Source organism: Streptomyces sp. NPDC002790, assembly GCF_040295505.1.
Taxonomy (GTDB): Bacteria; Actinomycetota; Actinomycetes; order Streptomycetales; family Streptomycetaceae; genus Streptomyces.
In genome coordinates, this window is sequence record NZ_JBEOVM010000044.1 from 1 (window position 1) to 19,332 (window position 19,332).

The 19,332-nt window shown below is 69.8% G+C and carries 17 protein-coding genes; 1 reads left to right on the top strand and 16 read right to left on the bottom strand.

Features of this window, described 5'->3' with window-relative positions:
- Positions 1-255: 255 nt before the first annotated feature.
- From ABT004_RS20420 to rsmH, 16 genes are all read right to left on the bottom strand, one after another.
- Positions 256-1,419, bottom strand: coding sequence for a DivIVA domain-containing protein (locus ABT004_RS20420; protein ID WP_351338695.1), 1,164 nt, complete (start codon positions 1,417-1,419; stop codon positions 256-258).
- 55 nt (positions 1,420-1,474) lie between these two features.
- Positions 1,475-1,756, bottom strand: coding sequence for a YggT family protein (locus tag ABT004_RS20425; protein WP_351338698.1), 282 nt, complete (start codon positions 1,754-1,756; stop codon positions 1,475-1,477).
- A 73-nt stretch (positions 1,757-1,829) separates the two neighbouring features.
- Positions 1,830-2,474, bottom strand: a complete 645-nt coding sequence (locus ABT004_RS20430) for a cell division protein SepF (protein ID WP_351338701.1) — start codon at positions 2,472-2,474, stop codon at positions 1,830-1,832.
- Positions 2,475-2,600: 126 nt separating this feature from the next.
- Positions 2,601-3,338 (bottom strand): YggS family pyridoxal phosphate-dependent enzyme, encoded by a 738-nt coding sequence (locus ABT004_RS20435; RefSeq protein WP_351338704.1) that lies wholly within the window; start codon positions 3,336-3,338, stop codon positions 2,601-2,603.
- Between the two features lie 6 nt (positions 3,339-3,344).
- The gene (pgeF, locus tag ABT004_RS20440) at positions 3,345-4,085 is read right to left on the bottom strand and encodes a peptidoglycan editing factor PgeF (protein WP_451189572.1); all 741 of its coding nucleotides are present in this window, start codon (positions 4,083-4,085) and stop codon (positions 3,345-3,347) included.
- A gap of 57 nt (positions 4,086-4,142) precedes the next feature.
- A complete protein-coding gene (gene ftsZ / locus ABT004_RS20445) occupies positions 4,143-5,375 on the bottom strand; it encodes a cell division protein FtsZ (RefSeq protein WP_351338710.1) in 1,233 nt (410 codons plus the stop codon).
- A gap of 298 nt (positions 5,376-5,673) precedes the next feature.
- Positions 5,674-6,477, bottom strand: a complete 804-nt coding sequence (locus ABT004_RS20450; protein ID WP_351338712.1) for a cell division protein FtsQ/DivIB — start codon at positions 6,475-6,477, stop codon at positions 5,674-5,676.
- A 28-nt stretch (positions 6,478-6,505) separates the two neighbouring features.
- A complete protein-coding gene (murG, locus tag ABT004_RS20455; protein WP_351338715.1) occupies positions 6,506-7,594 on the bottom strand; it encodes an undecaprenyldiphospho-muramoylpentapeptide beta-N-acetylglucosaminyltransferase in 1,089 nt (362 codons plus the stop codon).
- Between the two features lie 6 nt (positions 7,595-7,600).
- Positions 7,601-8,932, bottom strand: a complete 1,332-nt coding sequence (gene ftsW, locus ABT004_RS20460; RefSeq protein ID WP_351338718.1) for a putative lipid II flippase FtsW — start codon at positions 8,930-8,932, stop codon at positions 7,601-7,603.
- 87 nt (positions 8,933-9,019) lie between these two features.
- Entirely contained in the window at positions 9,020-10,462 is a 1,443-nt protein-coding gene (murD, locus tag ABT004_RS20465) for a UDP-N-acetylmuramoyl-L-alanine--D-glutamate ligase (protein WP_351338721.1), read from the bottom strand.
- Positions 10,444-11,517: a phospho-N-acetylmuramoyl-pentapeptide-transferase gene (gene mraY, locus ABT004_RS20470; RefSeq protein WP_351338723.1), complete on the bottom strand. Its 1,074-nt coding sequence runs from the start codon at positions 11,515-11,517 to the stop codon at positions 10,444-10,446. Before mraY ends, murD begins: the two co-directional genes overlap by 19 nt.
- A complete protein-coding gene (locus ABT004_RS20475) occupies positions 11,517-12,917 on the bottom strand; it encodes a UDP-N-acetylmuramoyl-tripeptide--D-alanyl-D-alanine ligase (protein ID WP_351338726.1) in 1,401 nt (466 codons plus the stop codon). The genes mraY and ABT004_RS20475 overlap by 1 nt, the downstream gene beginning before the upstream one ends.
- A 4-nt stretch (positions 12,918-12,921) precedes the next feature.
- Complete coding sequence (locus tag ABT004_RS20480; RefSeq protein ID WP_351338728.1) at positions 12,922-14,469, bottom strand: UDP-N-acetylmuramoyl-L-alanyl-D-glutamate--2,6-diaminopimelate ligase; 1,548 nt, start codon at positions 14,467-14,469, stop codon at positions 12,922-12,924.
- Between the two features lie 130 nt (positions 14,470-14,599).
- Positions 14,600-16,624, bottom strand: coding sequence for a peptidoglycan D,D-transpeptidase FtsI family protein (locus tag ABT004_RS20485; RefSeq protein WP_351338731.1), 2,025 nt, complete (start codon positions 16,622-16,624; stop codon positions 14,600-14,602).
- A gap of 4 nt (positions 16,625-16,628) precedes the next feature.
- Complete coding sequence (ftsL, locus tag ABT004_RS20490; protein WP_351338734.1) at positions 16,629-17,201, bottom strand: cell division protein FtsL; 573 nt, start codon at positions 17,199-17,201, stop codon at positions 16,629-16,631.
- 36 nt (positions 17,202-17,237) lie between these two features.
- Positions 17,238-18,242, bottom strand: coding sequence for a 16S rRNA (cytosine(1402)-N(4))-methyltransferase RsmH (gene rsmH, locus ABT004_RS20495; protein ID WP_351338737.1), 1,005 nt, complete (start codon positions 18,240-18,242; stop codon positions 17,238-17,240).
- Between the two features lie 383 nt (positions 18,243-18,625).
- Between rsmH and ABT004_RS20500 the strand changes: the two genes are divergently transcribed.
- Positions 18,626-19,243, top strand: coding sequence for a beta-class carbonic anhydrase (locus ABT004_RS20500; RefSeq protein ID WP_351338740.1), 618 nt, complete (start codon positions 18,626-18,628; stop codon positions 19,241-19,243).
- Positions 19,244-19,332 lie beyond the last annotated feature (89 nt).

A 19,332-nucleotide genomic window follows, 5' to 3' on the forward strand; every position in this document is an offset into this window, starting at 1 on the left:
GGGGGGGTGGGCGGCTCCCCCCCGTGGGGTTTGGCCGGGCTCCTTAAATATACAACACCCCCACGGGGGGTTTGCCATTAATTTTTTTTCTGGCCAACCGCCCCTTCGGCGTTTCGTACCCCCTACGTACACCAGAACGCCCACCCCGGCGGACCGCAAAAAGGCCTTGGCCCGGATCGCAGAAACGATCCGGGCCAAGGCCTGAATGAATGCCGACGCCTAGCTACTACCAGGCACTACGAGCAAACGTGCCGCTCAGTTGTCATCCTCGTCGATGAGGAACCCTCGCATCGGCGACGGAGCCTGCCCCATCGGCGACGGCCCCTGCGGCCGCACCGGAGCCATCGGCTGCGTCATCGCGGGCGACATCTGCTGCTGGCCGCCGCCGTACGACGGTCCGCCGTTCTGCTGGTTGCCACCCATCGACTGGTTGCCACCGTAGGACGGCGCACCCGCACCGGCCGGAGCCATCGAAGGCGCCGGCGACGGCGGCAGCGAGGCGGTGGCCGGAGTACGCGGCGGGGCCAGCGAGTCGTCGGCCTGGGTCTCCAGCTGGCGCAGCTGCGACTCCAGGTACGACTTCAGACGCGTGCGGTACTCGCGCTCGAAGCCGCGCAGGTCCTCGACCTTGCGCTCCAGCGTGGCGCGGGCGGACTCCAGGGAGCCCATCGCTACGCGGTGCTTCTCCTGCGCGTCCCGCTCCAGGGCATCCGCCTTGGCACGGGCGTCACGCTCAAGACCCTCGGCACGGCTGCGCGCCTCGCCGACGATCTTGTTCGCCTCGGAGCGGGCCTCGGCGATCGCCTGGTCGGCGGTCTGCTGGGCCAGCGAGAGGACACGGGCGGCGCTGTCGCCGCCGGGGCCCTGACCGGGCTGCGGCAGCTGCGGGCCACCGTGACCGCCCATGGGGCCGCCCATCGGGCCACCAAGCTGCGGCTGCTGGCCCATCGGCCCCTGGCCCATCGGGCCGGGACCCTGCGGGCCACCCTGCGGACCGTGTCCACCAGGACCGGCCGGCAGCTGCGGGGCACCGCTCGGCAGCTGGGGCGGGCCACCCATGGGGCCGCCCATCTGCTGCTGCGGCGGGCCCGATATACCCGCGGGCACCGGAGCGCCCGGACCGCGCATGCCCTGCGGGGGGCCCTGCTGCTGGTCCTGCGGACCGTCGGGTCCGCCAGGCCCACCGGGGCCACCAGGTCCACCGGGTCCCTTGCGCATGCCACCCTGCTGCTGGTTCTGCGCAGCGGCGCGGGTGGCTGCGGCAAGTTTCGCGCGCAGATCCTCGTTCTCACGTAGGAGACGGGTCAGTTCGGCTTCGACCTCATCGAGGAAGGCATCGACCTCGTCCTCGTCATAGCCTTCTCGGAGGCGGACGGTCGTGAACTGCTTGTTCCGCACGTCCTCGGGGGTCAACGGCATCTCTTCACCTCAACGTTGTCGTCGGCATTCGGCAAGACCGTAGTTGACATCGCGCTCACACCGGGACCACAGCGATCAGGATGTAGACGATGATCATCAGTACGAAGAAGGACAGGTCGAGCGCCACGCCCCCGAGACGCAGCGGCGGAATGAACCGCCGCAGAAGCTTGAGCGGTGGATCAGTGACAGTGTAGGTGGCCTCCAGAACGACCACCATCGCCTTGCCGGGTTGCCACGAGCGGGCGAACTGGAAGACGTAGTCCATGACCAGCCGGAAGATCAGCACGATGAGGAAACACATCAGCGCGATGTGGACCACATCCAAAACCACGCCCATGTCGGCGGTTCCCTCTCCCCTGTTTCTCGTGCCTGTGACTAGTTGGTAGCTAGCCGTCGTACTTTGCTGCGTCTCAGCTCTGGTTGAAGAACCCGCCCTCTGCGATACGGGCCTTGTCCTCCGCCGTGACATCGACGTTAGCAGGCGACAACAGGAACACCTTCTGTGTCACTCGCTCGATGCTCCCGTGAAGACCGAACACAAGACCGGCCGCAAAGTCGACAAGTCGCTTCGCGTCGGTGTCGTCCATCTCCGTCAGATTCATGATCACCGGAGTGCCCTCACGGAAGTGTTCCCCGATGGTACGGGCCTCGTTGTAGGTCCGGGGGTGCAATGTGGTGATGCGGTAGGGCTCCCGCTCGGACACGACCTTGGGCATGATCACCGGTGCGTTCTTCTCCAGGCTCTGACGTTCAGGTGTGATGGATGCCACGGGGGCGATTCGTGCGGGACGTCCGGATTCAGCGGCGAGCGAAGCGGGTTGGCGCACCGGTTCACGCTGAGCGGGCGGCTGCACTACTCTGACCGATTCCTCCACATCCGTCGCCGAATGGGAGTTGTGTGACTGGTGCGACGGCTCGTGCCGTCGACGGTCACGCTCGGGCTCCGGGTCGAGTTCGGGCTCGAAGTCGTCATCGGGGTCGAACCCCCGGCCGTCGTACCCATCGTCCTCCACGAGGCCGAGGTAGACCGCCATCTTGCGCATCGCGCCGGCCATTCTCTGAGTCCTCCGCTCTGTGGTGGATCGGCTGACGTCAACCAAAGTGCCCGCGATCCACGTGGCCTCCCCGCCCATCAGCGAGAATGACCATATTTTCTGCTGTGGTCCGACTTCTTCGCGACGTTACCCGAGCCGGGGTCGGACACCGAGGACCGCGGTACCGACGCGCACATGTGTCGCTCCGGCCGCCACAGCCTGCTCGAGGTCCGAACTCATCCCTGCCGAGACCATGTTCGCAGCCGGATGGGCCGCGCGCAGGGCAGTCGACAAATCCATGAGCCGCTCGAACGCCGCCTGTTGCCGCCCCGCGTAGTCCCCGGTGAGCGGCGCGACGGTCATCAGTCCGTCGAGCCGCAGCCCCGGAGCCTCGGCCACGCGCGCGGCCAACTCCTCTACTCCGCCGGGGTTGATCCCCCCGCGCTCCCCCCGGCCGTCGCCCTCCCGGCTGTCCGCGTCGAGCGCGACCTGGATCAGACAACCCAGTTCGCGCTCGGCCCGCACCGCCTCCTTGGAGAGCGCCGTGACGAGCTTGCCCCGGTCGATGGACTGCACCAGATCGGCATAACTCGCCACGGACCGGACCTTGTTGGTCTGGAGCTGACCGACAAAGTGCCAAGTAAGCGGCAGATCCGAGCATTCCGCCGCCTTGGGCGCCGCGTCCTGGTCCCGGTTCTCCGCGACGTGCCGCACCCCGAGGCCGGACAGGATCCGCACATCGCTCGCGGGGTAGGTCTTGGTGACCACGATGAGCGTCACATCGTCCCGCTTGCGCCCGGCCGCCGCGCAGGCCGCGGAGATACGTTCCTCCACCGTGGCCAGGTTCGCGGCGAGCTCTGCCGTACGTTCCTGAAGGTTCGTCATGTCGTCTCAGTCCAGCCAGACATAGCCTGCGAGCCGGCCGGTGGCCTTGTCGCGGCGGTACGAGAAGTGATCGTGCGACTCAAGTGTGCACACCGGCGACCGCTCCCGGTCACGCACCCCGAGCCGCTCCAGCTGGGCGTGCACCCCGGCGGTCACATCGACGGCCGGAGTGCCCCAGCTCGTCTCGGCGTACGCCGCCGGTTCCACCGCCGCGACCTCGGCCCGCATCCCGGCCGGCACCTCGTAGCAGCGCCCGCAGACCGCGGGCCCCGTACGGGCGATGATCCGGCCCGGTTCGGCGCCCCGCTCCACCATCGCCCCGACCGCGGCCGACACCACCCCGGCGACCATGCCGGGGCGCCCCGCGTGCGCGGCAGCGACGACCCCGGTGACCGGGTCGGCGAGCAGAACGGGGGTGCAGTCCGCCGTGAGCACGGCGAGCGCGAGTCCGCGCCGCGTGGTGACGAGGGCGTCGACACGCGGGATGTCGGCTTCGGTGGGCCAGGGCCCGTCCACCACCGCGACGTCGGGGCCGTGCACCTGGTTCATCCACACGACACGGGAGGCGTCGAGACCGAGCGCCTGCGCGGCCAGCTCCCGGTTGCGCAGCACGGCTTCGGAGTCGTCGCCGACCGCGCCGCCGAGATTCAGCTCCTCGTACGGAGCGGCGCTCACCCCGCCCCACCGGTCGGTGAAGGCGAAGTGCGCGCCACTCTTGGAAGACACTGTGTGGTGTTGTCCTGTCACTGCGGTGGTCCGACCTGCTCCACGATCACGATCCCGATCACATTCCGGGGCACGTGATCACTTGAGGAAGTCGGGCACGTCGAGCTCCTCGGCCTGGCTGTCCGGGTAGGACGGCCGGGGAACCTGCGGCGGGGCCACCGGCGCCTCGTTCACCGGGGCGGGTGCCTCGGTGGGCGGCGCCGGGGTCTGCGGCTGGGACTCCTCGCGCTGGGTGACGCTGCCGAGGTTGCCGAAGGACGGACGCGCGGGCTCGGGGGCCGGCGTCGAAGGCCGCGCCGGCGTCGCCGGCTCCTCACGCTTGGCGGTCGACGAACCCACCACGTTGTCCCGCTTGGCCGGGGGCTGCCCGCCGTCGAAGCCCGCGGCGATGACGGTGACCCGCACCTCGTCGCCGAGCGCGTCGTCGATGACGGCACCGAAGATGATGTTCGCCTCGGGGTGGGCCGCCTCGCTGACCAGCTGCGCCGCCTCGTTGATCTCGAAGAGACCGAGATCCGAGCCACCGGAGATGGACAGCAGCACGCCGCGGGCGCCGTCGATGGACGCCTCGAGGAGTGGCGAGGAGATCGCCATCTCGGCGGCGGCCACCGCGCGGTCGTCGCCACGGGCGGAGCCGATGCCCATCAGGGCCGAACCCGCCTCGGACATCACGGACTTCACGTCCGCGAAGTCGAGGTTGATGAGCCCCGGGGTGGTGATGAGGTCGGTGATGCCCTGGACACCGGAGAGCAGGACCTGGTCCGCCGACTTGAAGGCGTCGAGGACGGATACCTGCCGGTCCGAGATGGACAGGAGCCGGTCGTTCGGAATGACGATGAGGGTGTCGACCTCTTCGCGGAGCTCGGCGATGCCGTCCTCCGCCTGGTTCGCCCGGCGCCGGCCCTCGAAGGTGAACGGCCGTGTGACCACACCGATCGTGAGGGCGCCCAGCGAGCGCGCGATGTTGGCCACGACGGGTGCGCCGCCGGTGCCGGTGCCGCCACCTTCACCGGCGGTGACGAAGACCATGTCGGCCCCCTTGAGGACCTCCTCGATCTCCTCGCGGTGGTCCTCGGCCGCCTTGCGGCCGACGCCCGGATTGGCTCCGGCGCCGAGTCCGCGGGTGAGTTCACGGCCGACGTCGAGCTTGACGTCCGCGTCGCTCATCAACAGGGCTTGCGCATCGGTGTTGATGGCGATGAACTCGACGCCCTTGAGACCGACCTCGATCATCCGGTTGATGGCATTGACACCACCGCCGCCGACACCGATGACTTTGATGACTGCGAGGTAGTTCTGCGGTGCTGCCACGTCGAAGGCCTCTCGCCTCGAGTTACGTGTCGCCGCCTCGCGTCCTGCGGTGCGACGACTGATGCCGAATTGGGGCGGTCCGGACTACTAGTTGACTACTAGTCGGCTGCCGACCCGAACCCTAACGCTGAAGTTTAGGGTTACCAGTGTGTCTGTTTCCTGGACTCTTCCGAACCTGACACTAAGTCGACAAGTGGCGCCCGTTCAACGAACACGCCGAACCTCCCGTTTTTCTTTTCACCCTATGTGATCAGCCGTGTCGATGCCCACCCAGGGTGCTGGCCTGCATCAATGTGCGTCAACTCCCGGACGCGGAAGGGGCCGTGGGAACACTCACGTCCAAGTGCCTGGCCTTCGGAGCGGCTTTCATGAGAGCGGTGAGAGTGCGCGCTTTCGTGTCACCCTGCTCGGCGCTCCCCCAGTCGACGGTCCGCCCTCCGGTCAGCTCAAGCGAGATGTCGTCGTACGAACGGACCTTGACGGTCCGCGTGTCACGCGCGACCGGCTTCGGAAGCCGCCCGGCGACCCGCACGGCTTCGCGCACGAGTCGGTCGGGACCGAATCGCCGCAGACTCGCTTCCGCGCCCCCCTGATCCGGCGTCAATTCGAGGAGAGGAACGTGCTTCAGGGGGCCGTCGACCGTCGCGAAACGAACGCCTTCACGGTCGACTTCGACGAACTTGTCTGAATTTCGGCCGTCTTCGACAATCAGAACCGGCTTGCGCTCCGTCACTTTCAACCCGATTCCGTGCGGCCATGAACGGACCACATCAACCGAGTCAATTCGGGGCAATTTCCGGCGCAGCCGGTCCTCAATGGCGTCCGTATCGACAGAGACAAGCGGGGCGCCGACCGGCACAGCGGCCGCGTCGCGAACCTGAGACGGCGTCAGAACCCGGGTGCCGGAGGGCTTGACGCGCTCCACGCGCAGCCACGGCGAGCCGTACAGCAGCCAGGTGCCGCCCGCGCCGAGCAGCACGAGCAGCACTCCGGTCACGACAAGGGTGCGCACGCTCGGCATGCGCACCCATCGCGCGGCGGGGGGCGGCTCGGACGCCTCGGACGACTCTTGTTCGCGATCCGTAGTAGTGGGTCCGGCCACTGTCCCCTGCCTTACGTTCGTCCACTCGCTAACGACGCGAGTTGATCGCCTCGTACACCATCCCGACGAGCAGGTCGTCGGCGTCCCTGCGGCCGAACTCGGCAGCCGCGCGGGACATCTCGTACAGCCGGTGCGGATCGGCGAGCACGGGCAGGACATTGGCCTGGACCCACTCGGGGGTCAGCTCCGCGTCGTCGACCAGCAGGCCGCCGCCGGACTTGACCACCGGCTGGGCGTTGAGCCGCTGTTCGCCGTTGCCGATGGGCAGCGGGACGTACGCGGCCGGGAGCCCGACGGCGGAGAGTTCGGCGACGGTCATCGCGCCCGCGCGGCAGAGCATCATGTCGGCCGCGGCGTACGCGAGGTCCATCCGGTCCACGTACGGTACCGGGATGTACGGGGGCATCCCCGGCATCTGCTGGACCTGCGGCAGTTCGTTCTTGGGGCCGACCACGTGCAGCACCTGGATGCCGGACCGCTGGAGGAGCGGTGCGACGCGCGTGACGACCTCGTTGAGGTGGCGGGCACCCTGGGAGCCGCCGGAGACGAGCAGCGTCGGCAGGTTCGGGTCGAGGCCGAACGCGGCGCGGGCCTCCGGGCGTACCCGCGCCCGGTCGAGCGTCGCGATGGTGCGGCGCAGCGGGATGCCGATGTAGCGCGAGTTGCGCAGCTTGCTGTCGGGCGAGGAGACCGCGACCTGCGCCGCGTACCGCGAACCGATCTTGTTGGCCAGGCCCGGCCGCGCGTTGGCCTCGTGCACCACGATCGGCACGCCGAGCCGCTTGGCGGCGAGATAGCCGGGCAGCGCCACGTATCCGCCGAAGCCGACGACCGCGTCCGCCTTGGTGCGCTCCATGACCTGCTCGGCCGCCTTGATGGTGCCGCGCAGCCGGCCGGGAACCGTGATCAGTTCGGGCGTGGGCTTGCGCGGCAGCGGTACGGCGGGGATCAGCGCCAGGTCGTAGCCGCGCTCCGGCACGAGGCGGGTCTCAAGGCCGCGTTCCGTGCCCAGGGCCGTGATGCCCACGGTCGGGTCCTGCCTGCGCAGGGCGTCCGCGAGGGCGAGCGCCGGCTCGATGTGGCCGGCGGTCCCCCCACCGGCGAGTACGACATGCACCGAAATTCACCGCTCTCTGGACGGGCGCGCCGAGGCGCGCCGTCGCATCGTGTTCCATCTCATCCCCCGGCCTCCCGGGCTCCGCCGCATGGCGAGCGCAGCCCGCGCCGCCGGCTCGTCCCGCGCGAACGCGATCAGCAGCCCTACGGCGAACATGGTCGGAAGCAGCGCGGACCCCCCGTACGAGAACAGCGGGAGCGGGACCCCGGCGATCGGCAGCAGGCCGAGCACCGCGCCGATGTTGACCACGGCCTGTGCCGTGATCCACGTCGTCACGCCTCCCGCGGCATAGCGAACGAAGGGGTCCTCCGTGCGTCCGGCCACGCGGATACCCGCATAGCCTAGAGCCGCGAACAGGGCGAGCACCGACAGCGTCCCCGCCAGACCCAGTTCCTCACCGGTGATGGCGAAGATGAAGTCGGTGTGCGCTTCGGGAAGTTGTCCCCACTTTTCCACACTTGCCCCGAGGCCGGAACCGAAGAGTCCGCCGGAGGCCAGGGCGTAGATCCCGTGCAGTCCCTGCCAGCACATGTCTCCGGGGCCCGCGTCGGCGCTGCCCAGACAGGCCAGGCGCGCCATACGGTTCGGGCTGGTCTTGATCAGGAGCAGGCCGATCACGGCGGCCACCGACAGTACGCCCACGAAGAGCCGCGTGGGCGCCCCTGCCGTCCACAGCAGGCCGAAAAGGATGGCCGTGAGAAGAATCGCGGTTCCCATGTCGCCACCGAGCATGATCAGCCCGAGCAGCATGAAGGCCACCGGAACGAGCGGCACCAGCATGTGCTTCCACTGGGTCAGCAGCCGCTTGTCGTGCTTGCGCGCCAGCAGATCGGCGCCCCACAGGATCAGCGCCAGCTTCCCGAACTCGCTGGGCTGCAGCATGAAGGGGCCGCCGAGCGTGATCCAGTTCTGGTTGCCGTTGATCGACACCCCTATCCCCGGCACCTGCACGAGGACCATGAGGAAGACGCTCGCGGCGAGGATCGGGTAGGCGAGCGCCCGGTGCAGTTTCACCGGCATCCGCATCGCGATCAGCAGCAGGACGCCACCGATGACGGCCGCGACGAACTGTTTCTTAAAGAAGTACGAGCTGGACAGCCCCATCTGGAGGGCCGTGATCATCGAGGCGGAGTAGACCATCACCAGGCCGAGGACCGTGAGCAGCAGCGCGGCCCCGATGATGAGGTAGTACGCCGTGAGCGGCCGGTCCCAGGCCCGCTTGGCCTGGGCGTACAGGCGGCGCACCGGATTGACCCGCGCCCGGTAGACCTTGCTGGTCTTCCGGGGCGGTGCCGCGGCGGGGCGCCCGGTCGTGCGGGGAGGGCTGCTACCGGCCATGACCGTCCCCCGCCGATGAGCCGTACGTCTGCGCTGCCACGTTCCCCTCCCGAAGGGTGCCCGGCGTCACCGGGCACCGAGGTCCCGTCAGACGCCGGTGGCGCCGAGTTCGCGGACCGCTTCCGCGAACGCCTCGCCACGCTTGTTGTAGTTGGTGAACATGTCCATCGACGCGCAGGCCGGGGCCATCAGCACGGTGTCCCCCGGGCGGGCGAGCCGCGCGGCCTCCTGGACCGCCGCCGACATCGCCCCAGTGTCGGTCCGGTCGAGGTCGACGACCGGTACTTCCGGGGCGTGTCGCTGCAGCGCTTCCCGGATCAGGGCGCGGTCCGCGCCGATCAGGACGACGCCGCGCAGCCGCTTCGCCGCGCCCGTCACCAGCTCGTCGAAGGTCGCGCCCTTGGCGAGCCCGCCCGCGATCCACACGATGGACTCGTAACTGGCCAACGACGCCTGGGTGGCATGGGTGTTGGTCGCCTTGGAGTCGTCCACGTACGCGACGCCGTCCACGTCGGCGACGTGCTCGATGCGGTGCGCGTCCGGGCGGAAGCTCCGCAGCCCGTCCCGTACGGCCTGGGGCTCGACGCCGTAGGCGCGGGCGAGGGCGGCGGCGGCGAGGGCGTTGGCGATGTTGTGCGGGGCCGGCGGGTGGACGTCGGTGACCTCGGCGAGCTCCTGCGCGTTCTTCTGCCGGTTGTCGACGAAGGCGCGGTCCACGAGGATGCCCTCCACGACGCCGAGTTCGGAGGGGCCCGGGGTGCCGAGGGTGAAGCCGATGGCGCGGCAGCCCTCCTCGACGTCGGCCTCGACGACCAGGTCCTCGGTCGCCTTGTCGGCCACGTTGTAGACGCAGGCGACCTGGTTGCCCTCGTAGATGCGGCCCTTGTCGGCCGCGTACGCCTCCATGGAGCCGTGCCAGTCGAGGTGGTCGGGCGCGAGGTTCAGGACGGCACCGGAGTGGGCGCGCAGCGAGGGCGCCCAGTGCAGCTGGTACGAGGACAGCTCGACGGCGAACACGTCGTACGCCTCGTCGCCTTCGAGTACGACGTCGATGATCGGCGTGCCGATGTTGCCGACGGCGGCCGTGCGCAGGCCCGCCGCGGCCAGGATCGACGCGAGCATCTGCGTCGTCGTGGTCTTGCCGTTGGTGCCGGTGATCGCGAGCCAGGGCGCGGCGTTCGGGCCGCGGAGGCGCCAGGCGATCTCCACGTCTCCGACGACGTCGACGCCGGCCGCGGCGGCCTCCGCGAACAGCGGCGAGGAGGGCTTCCAGCCGGGCGAGGTGACGACGAGTTCGGTGCCTTCGGGCAGCGTGGAGGAGTCACCGAGCTGTACGGAAATCCCCGCTTCTTTAAGAAGAGCCGCCTTTTCGCGGTGGGCCTCGCTGTCGCCGCCGTCCACGACGGTCACCGACGCGCCGACGCCGGCCAGGGCGCGGGCGGCACTGATGCCGCTCACGCCGAGACCGGCGACGGTGATGTTCATGCCCTGCCAGGAGCCCTGAACAGAAGTCACTTCTTGGCTGCCCATCCTGCGTAGAAGAGGCCGAGTCCGACGATCACGCACATGCCCTGGATGATCCAGAACCGGACCACGACAAGGACTTCGGACCACCCCTTGAGTTCGAAGTGGTGCTGGAGTGGCGCCATCCGGAAGACCCGCTTGCCGGTCATCCGGAACGAGCCGACCTGGATGACGACGGACATCGTGATGAGGACGAACAGGCCGCCCAGGAGCGCGAGAAGGAGTTCCGTGCGCGAGCAGATCGCGAGACCCGCGAGGGCGCCGCCGAGAGCCAGCGAGCCCGTGTCACCCATGAAGATCTTGGCGGGCGAGGTGTTCCACCACAGGAAGCCGAAACAGGCGCCCATCAAGGCCGATGCGACCACCGCCAGGTCGAGTGGGTCTCTGACCTCGAAGCACGCCCCTGGGTTGGTCAGGGTCTGCGCGTTGGCGCAGGACTCCTGGAACTGCCAGACACCGATGAAGGTGTACGCACCGAAGACCATCACGGAGGCGCCGGTGGCGAGTCCGTCGAGGCCGTCCGTCAGGTTCACGCCGTTCGACATCGCGAGGATCATGAACAGCGCCCAGACCACGAACAGGACCGGGCCGATCGACCAGCCGAAGTCCTCCACGAAGGAGAGCTTGGTGGATGCGGGCGTATTGCCGCGCACATCCGCGAACTGCAGTGAGACCACCGCGAAGGTGATGCCGACGATCAGCTGGCCGGCCATCTTCGCCTTGGCTCTGAGGCCGAGCGAACGCCGCTTGACGATCTTGATGTAGTCGTCGAGGAAGCCGACCAGGCCCATGCCCGCCATCAGGCCGAGGACGAGCAGACCCGACAGGGTCGGCGCCGCGCCGGTGATCAGCTTGCTGAGGAAGTACGCGATGAGGGTCGCCAGGATGAAGGCGATACCACCCATGGTCGGCGTGCCGCGCTTGGCGTGGTGCTCGCGCGGGCCGTCGTCACGGATGAACTGGCCGTACCCCTTGCGCGCAAGGAGCTTGATCAGCAGCGGTGTTCCGGCGAGCGTCAAGAAGAGACCGATGACGCCCGCGAACAGGATCTGCTTCATCATCAGGCATCAACCCCACCCTGAACGTCCGCGAGCAGCGCCTGTGCCACGCTCTCCAGTCCAACCGACCTGGATGCCTTCACGAGCACGACGTCTCCCGGGCGCAGCTCGCTGCGCAGCAGGTCGATCGCCGCCTGTGCGTCGGACACGTGCACCGACTCCTCACCCCACGAACCCTCGTTATAGGCGCCCAGTTGCATCCAGGACGCTTCCCTGCCCCCGACTGCAACGAGCTTGCTGACGTTGAGCCGGACGGCGAGCCGTCCGACGGCGTCGTGCTCGGTCAGCGACTCGTCGCCGAGCTCGGCCATCTGCCCGAGCACCGCCCACGTACGGCGCCCCCTGCCCATGGCCACCAGCGCGCGCAGCGCGGCTCGCATGGACTCGGGGTTCGCGTTGTAGGCGTCGTTGACGATCGTGACGCCGTCCGAGCGCTCGGTGACCTCCATCCGCCAGCGGGACAGGTTGCCCGCCTCGGAGAGCGCGAGGGCGATCTCCTCCACGGACATGCCAAGGTCATGGGCGACGGCGGCCGCGGCGAGCGCGTTCGACACGTGGTGCTCACCGTACAGGCGCAAGGTCACTTCGCTGCACCCGGAGGGTGTGTGCAGGCTAAATGCGGGCTGTCCGGCCTCCGTGAGCCGGACATTCTCGGCACGTACGTCGGCGCTCGCGGCCTCTCCGAAGAAGAGCACCTTCGCCTTCGTACGCGAGGCCATGGCGCGCACCAGCGGGTCGTCCGCGTTGAGGATCGCGGTGCCCTCGGCGGGAAGGGCCTCCACCAGCTCGCCCTTCGCGACGGCGATCTGCTCGCGGCCGCCGAACTCGCCGATGTGCGCGGTCCCGACGTTCAGGACGACTCCGACCTTCGGGGGCGTGAGGCCCGTCAGGTACGTGATGTGGCCGATGCCGCGGGCGCCCATCTCCAGGACGAGGAACTGGGTCTCGTCGGTGGCGGTGAGCGCGGTCAGCGGCAGGCCGATCTCGTTGTTGAACGAGCCGGGCGTGAAGACCGTGTCGGCCTTGCTGCGCAGCACCTGCGCGATCAGATCCTTGGTGCTGGTCTTGCCGGCCGATCCGGTCAACGCGACGAGGGTGGCGCCGAGTCGTGCGACCACGTGCCGGGCGAGTGCGCCGAGCGCCGCCTGGACATCGTCGACGACGATGGCGGGCACGCCGACCGGGTGCGACGCCAGTACGGCGACGGCTCCCTTGTCGACGACCTCGCGCGCGTAGTCGTGGCCGTCGACCCGCTCGCCCACGAAGGCGGCGAACAGGCTCCCCGGCTCGACCTTGCGCGAGTCGATGACGACCGGCCCGGTCACCAGGACCTGCTGGTCCGGTATGTCGTACGTCTGCCCGCCGACGGCTGAGGCGATCTCGGCGAGGGAGAGGGCGATCACAACTTCATCCCTGGGTTTTCTGTTGGTCGGCGGTGGCCGCGGCCGCCTCGATGGACGCGCGGAGCACCTGGCGGTCGTCGAACGGGCGGACCACACCGGCGATGTCCTGGCCCTGCTCGTGCCCCTTGCCCGCGACGAGCACAGTGTCGCCGGGCTCGGCGCGCGCCACGGCGGCGGCGATGGCCGCGGCCCGGTCCTCGAACACGGCGACGTCGCCCCGCTCGTGGGCCGGCACGTCGGCGGCGCCCGCGAGCATCGTGGCGAGGATCGCGAGGGGGTCCTCGCCCCGCGGGTTGTCGGCGGTGAGGATGGCCGTGTCGGCGAACCGGGCGGCGGCCGCGCCCATCGGCATCCGCTTGGTCTTGTCCCGGTCGCCGCCGCAGCCGAGCACGATGTGCAGCTTGTTCTCGGTGACCTTGCGCAGCGCCCGCAGGACGGACTCGACGGCGTCGGTCTTGTGCGCGTAGTCGACGACGGCGAGGTACTTCTGGCCGGCGTCCACCCGCTCCAGGCGGCCGGGCACGCCGGGTACGGCGGCGACACCATCGGCCGCGGTCTGCGGGTCGATCCCGGCGACGGCGAGGGTGACGATCGCGGCGAGGGTGTTCGCGACGTTGAAGGCGCCCGGCAGCGGCGCCTTGGCGCTGATCCGCTCGCCCTTGGGGCCGACGACGGTCAACGTCGAGTCGAAAGGCCCCACTTCGACGTCCTCGGCGCGCCAGTCGGCGTCCGGGTGGCCCTCGGCGGAGAAGGAGACGACCGGGACTTCGGACTCGTCGATGAGCCGGCGCCCGTACTCGTCGTCGAAGTTCACGACGCCCTGTTTGCTGCGGGCCCGCGTGAACAGCCGCGCCTTCGCCTGGAAGTAGTCCTCCATGTCGGAGTGGAACTCCATGTGCTCCGGGCTCAAGTTGTTGAAGACCCCTACGTCGAAGACGCAGCCGTCGACCCGGCCCAGCACGAGGGCGTGGCTGGAGACCTCCATGGCGACGGCGTCGGTGCCGCGCTCGCGCATGACCGCGAACAGCGCCTGGAGATCCGTGGCTTCCGGAGTGGTGCGCTCGGACTTGATCCGCTCGTCGCCGATCCGCATCTCGACCGTGCCGATGAGGCCGGTGCTGCGGACCGTCTTGAGCCCGCCCTCGATGAGGTACGCGGTGGTGGTCTTGCCCGAGGTGCCGGTGATGCCGAGCTGGAGCAGGTCGTCGCCGGGGTGGCCGTAGATCGTGGCGGCCAGCTCGCCCATCCGGCCGCGCGGGTTCTGCACGACGAGCGGCACGAGCCCGGCGTCGGAGACGCGCTCCCAGCCCGCCGGGTCGGTGAGCGCCGCGACGGCGCCGAGCGAGGCGGCCTGCGCGGCGAAGTCGGCGCCGTGCGCGCGGGCTCCGGGCAGGGCCGCGTACAGGTCGCCGGGGCGCACCGCACGGGAGTCGTGGGTGATGCCAGTGACCTGCGCCGCGGCCTGGGGTGCGGGGACACCCAGTTGATCGGCGAGTTCCGCGAGGGGTGTGGCGGAGACCTCGACCGGTCGCGGCGGCCCGGGGTATGTCACGGGTGCGCCCTTCTGGGTGATTTGGGACTGATCAGCGTGTGGCACGGCGTGAGCGTACCGGGCGCACCCCCCGCCGGGCGAAGCGAGGGGCGTGGCGCGGGGCGGTTCGCCGGATCGGAGGTGACGGCCGTCACGGCTCGAACGTCACGGGCAGCCGGGCCGGCTTGTCGCCCGTGGGCGGGGTCTGCAGCGTCTTCAGTGCGAACTCCATGACCTTCTTGTAGATCGGGCCACAGATCTGGCCGCCGAAGTAGCCGCCTTTGGTGGCGTTCTGGATCGCGCAGTAGACCGTGACGCGCGGCTTGTCGGCGGGCGCGAAGCCGGCGAACGACGACGTGTAGCCCTTGTAGCGGCCGGTGGCCGGATCCACACGGTTGGCCGTGCCCGTCTTGCCCGCGACGCGGTAGCCCGGGATGCGGGCCTTCGCTCCCGTGCCCTCCTCGTCGTCGACCACGGACTCCAGCATCTGCGCGACGGTCTTGGCGGTCTTCTTACTGACGACGCGGTTCTCCTTGGGCTTCGGCGCGGGCCTGAACCGCCCGTCGGGCCCCTTGGTGCCGCGTACGAGGGTGGGCTGTACGCGTACGCCGTCGTTGGCGATGGTCGAGTACACGGATGCGGCCTGCATCGCGTTGATGGAGAAGCCCTGGCCGAACGGGATCGTGTACTGCTGCGACGTGGACCACTTGGCGGCGGGCGCGAGGATGCCGGAGGTCTCGCCGGGGAAGCCCAGGCCGCTCTCCTGGCCGATGCCGAACTTGTGCAGGTAGGAGTAGAGCGAGGTGTTGGCCGCCGGCTGCGTCTTGCCGAGCTGGCCCGTCGCCAGGATGGTGCCGATGTTGCTGGACTTGGCGAGCACACCGTTGAGCGTGAGGTGCCAGGTCGGGTGGTCGATGTCGTCCTGGAAGAGCCGGTCGCCGCGGTGCAGCCGGTTGGGCACGGTGACGTGGGTCCCCGGCGTCGCCGCCTCCTCCTCGAGGATGGCCGCCATCGACATGACCTTGGCGGTGGAGCCCGGCTCGTACGCGTCCTGGAGCGCGGCGTTGCCGAGGGCGGAGGCCTTGGCGTCGGCCAGGTCGTTCGGGTCGAAGCCGGGCGCGTTCGCCATGGCGAGGACCTCGCCGGTCTTGGTGTCCTGCACTATCACGTAGCCGCGGTCGGCCTGTGACTTCTTGACCTGCTCGTCGATCGCGTTCTGCGCGGCCCACTGGATGTCGCGGTCGATGGTCAGCTCGACGTCCGAGCCGGGGACCGCGGGCTGTTCGGTGGTGCCCGCGGTCGGCACCTGCTGGCCGCCGGACTGGGCATAGCGGATCTTTCCGGCCTTGCCCGCGAGCTCCTTGTCGAGCTGCTGCTCGACGCCGCCGCCGCCCTTGCCGTCGGCGTTGACCCAGCCGAGGACGCCCGCGGCGAGATCGCCGTTCGGGTAGACGCGCTTGCTGCTGGGGTCGGCGACCACGCCGGAGAGCACGCTCGCCGTGCGGCCCGCGGCGTTCGCCTTCTCGTTCAGTGTGGTCCTGAGGTCCTTGATCTGCTTCCAGACCTGCGGCGTCTGCCGCGGGGCGAGCCGCACGTACCGCGTCTTCTTCGTCTTCAGCTTCTTGGTCAGCTCGGCGGCGTCCACCCCGATGATCGGCGAGAGGAGCGCCGCCGCCTGCTCCGGCGCGTCGTCGACCTTGGTGGCCTTCTTCGTGAACAGCGTCGGGTCGGCGGTGATGTCGTACGCGTCCACGCTCGCGGCGAGCTCGACGCCACTGCGGTCCGTGATACCGCCGCGCTCGGCGGCGATGGAGTGGCTGACGTATCGGTTCAGCGAGGCCTTCGCCGCGTACGCGCTGGCGTCGACGCCCTGCACCTGGAAGAGGCGGACGACGAAGACCATCAGGACCAGCGTGAGGCCCAGGCTCACCATGCGCAGGCGCGGTCGCGGGCTGCCCAGGCGCAGTCGGGAGGGCGCCTTCGGCTTCGGCGGGGCGGGGCGGGGGCGGCGGGTGGCCTGGCGCGGGGCGGGGCGGCCCTGCTGCGCGGCCTTGGGCCCGGCCTTCGGCGCGGGCCTGGCGGTGCGCCTGGCCGCCCCCTTCGGCGCGGGCCGTCCGGTACGCGGCGGGCGCGCGGGGCCTGGCACGCGGCGGCGCGGGGGCTCCCTGTCGGTCATGGCGTCACCTGCCGGTGCTCGAAGGGGAAGGCTCGACCGAGGAGTTCGGACTCGCCGGCGCGGACGGTTCGGTGGTGGGGGATGTACTGGCCGACGGGGACGGGCTCGTGGAGGGCGACGCGCTCCCGCTCGGGGTGGCGTGCGCGGCCTCCGGCGTCTTCGTCGGCTCGGGCCGGGGCGGGGCGGGCGGGCCGGCCGCAGGGCTCGGCCTGCCCTTGACGGTGCCGTTCGGCTCCAGGAACGCCGGGTCGCCGCCGGGCACCATGCCGAGCCCGCGGGCGCGCCGCAGGAGCGCGTCGGGTGCCGAGTAGGAGTCGACGTCGCGCTGGAGTTCCTGCTCGTCGTCGGTGAGCTCGGTGGTCTGCTTCTTGAGCTTGGTGAGCTGGAACGAACCTTCGTTGAGCGAGGAGTTCAGCATCAGGAGCGTGATCAGCCCGCCGCCGAGGAGCAGCACGACGAGGAGGACGAACGGGGTGCGTGCGGCCTGCGGACCGCCGGACGGGCCGAGCGGGAGCAGGCGCGCGAGGCGGGCGGCCCTGTTCCGTAGCGCACCTTTCGAGCCACTGCCGGCACTCATGACCACCCCTCCACGCGCGCGTACGTCACTCGGTCGTCACCTCTCGACATCCTCGCGGATGCGCTGCGCACCCCGCAGCCGTGCCGGGGCGGCCCGGCGGTTCTCCGCGACCTCTTCCTCCGTGGGGAGTTCGGCGCCGCGCGTGAGCAGCTTCAGCCGGGGCTGGTACTGCTCGGGGACGACGGGCAGTCCGGGCGGCGCCGTATTGGTCGCTCCGGCCGCGAACACCTGCTTGACCAGGCGGTCCTCGAGCGAGTGGTAGGACAGGACGGCGATCCGGCCGCCGACGGCGAGCGACTTCACGGCTCCCGGGATCGCCCGCTCGAGGACGCTCAGTTCGCCGTTGACCTCGATGCGCAGGGCCTGGAAGGTGCGTTTGGCCGGGTTGCCGCCGGTGCGCTTGGCGGCCTGCGGCAGGGAGTCACGGATCAGCTCGACGAGCCGGGCGCTGTTGCTGAACGGCTCCTTCTCGCGCTCGCGCACGATGGCCGAAACGATGCGCTTGGCCTGCTTCTCCTCGCCGTACTGGCGCAGGATCCGGACCAGTTCACCCGGCGGGTACGTGTTGAGGACCTCTGCGGCGCTCATCCCCGCCGACTGGTCCATGCGCATGTCGAGCGGTGCGTCCTGCGCGTACGCGAAGCCGCGGTCGGCCTCGTCGAGCTGCATGGAGGAGACGCCGAGGTCGAACAGGACGCCCTGCACCTTCGGGATGTCCAACCGGTCGAGGACCTCGGGCAGTTCGTCGTAGACGGCGTGCACGAGGGTGGCGCGGTCGCCGAAGGGCGCGAGCCGCTCGCCGGAGAGGCGCAGCGCTTCCTTGTCGCGGTCGAGCGCGACCAGGCGGCACGAGGGGAACGTGGAGAGCAGCGCCTCACTGTGCCCACCGAGGCCGAGCGTGCAGTCGACGACGACCGCTCCCGGCTGGGCGAGCGCCGGAGCCAACACGTCCAAGCAGCGTTGGAGCATGACCGGAACGTGTCGCTGTCCCTCCCGTCGCCCGCCACCGCCCTTCTGAGGAAGCGCTTCGCGCCCTGTCATTCCTGGTCCCTCTCAGGTCGGCGTGAGGGACGCACGTACTGCCGGGTCCCCGCCCGCTCGTGAAGGGGAAGGTGGTCCGTCGGCGCCGGGGAAGTGACGCCGACCGACCGGAGCGGGAGGAGGCCGAGCCGTACGTACGCGCCGCGCACGCGGGGAGCGTTCCGACGCGTGCCGGGGCGGCAGTGCCGGGATCTCCGTGTTGCATCGTTGCGTGGTTGTCTGGGGTCGGCGTCACTTTAGTCCACGGCGCCCCCCGGTCAATCAACCGGCCGACCAAGCCGACTGCGCGTCGCGGCCGGCACGACCCGGAGCCGCGAATCGGGTGAATTCACCCGAGCGGCCGAGCCCGTGTCCCCCTGTGGGTTCGCTCACAACAAGGCTCAATGATGTTCTTTGTCCGCTCTCACAGCGGGCTCGGACCAGGGGTGACGGCTACCGTCATAGCCATGACGACTTCTGCTCACCGCCCCTCTGGAGCCCCCTCCGAAGGCGCCATAGCCGCCGACGCCAGCGTGACCGACCGCCTCGTCGACGCGAACGGGCGCTACGCCGCGGCGTTCACCGACCCCGGCATGGACGCGCGCCCCGTACTCCAGGTCGCGGTCGTCGCGTGCATGGACGCCCGCCTCGACCTGCACGCCGCCCTCGGCCTCGAACTCGGCGACTGCCACACGATCCGCAACGCTGGCGGCGTCGTCACCGACGACGTGATCCGCTCGCTGACCGTCAGCCAGCGCGCGCTCGGCACCCGCAGCGTGGTCCTCATCCACCACAGCAACTGCGGCCTCGAAGGCCTGACCGAGGACTTCAGGACGGACTTGGAGATGGAGGTCGGCCAGCGCCCCACCTGGGCGGTCGAGGGCTTCCGCGACGTCGACCAGGACGTGCGCCAGTCCATTCAGAAGGTGCGGACCTCCCCGTTCCTGTTGCACACCGACGACGTGCGCGGCTTTGTCTTCGACGTGAAGACGGGTCTGCTGCGGGAGATCGAGTCGGCCTGACACCCGTCCGATCGCGCTCGACCTTTCTCTCAAAAGGCCCCAAGCCCTGACATATCGCGGCCAGTTGTCCACAGGCGAGTGACACGAAC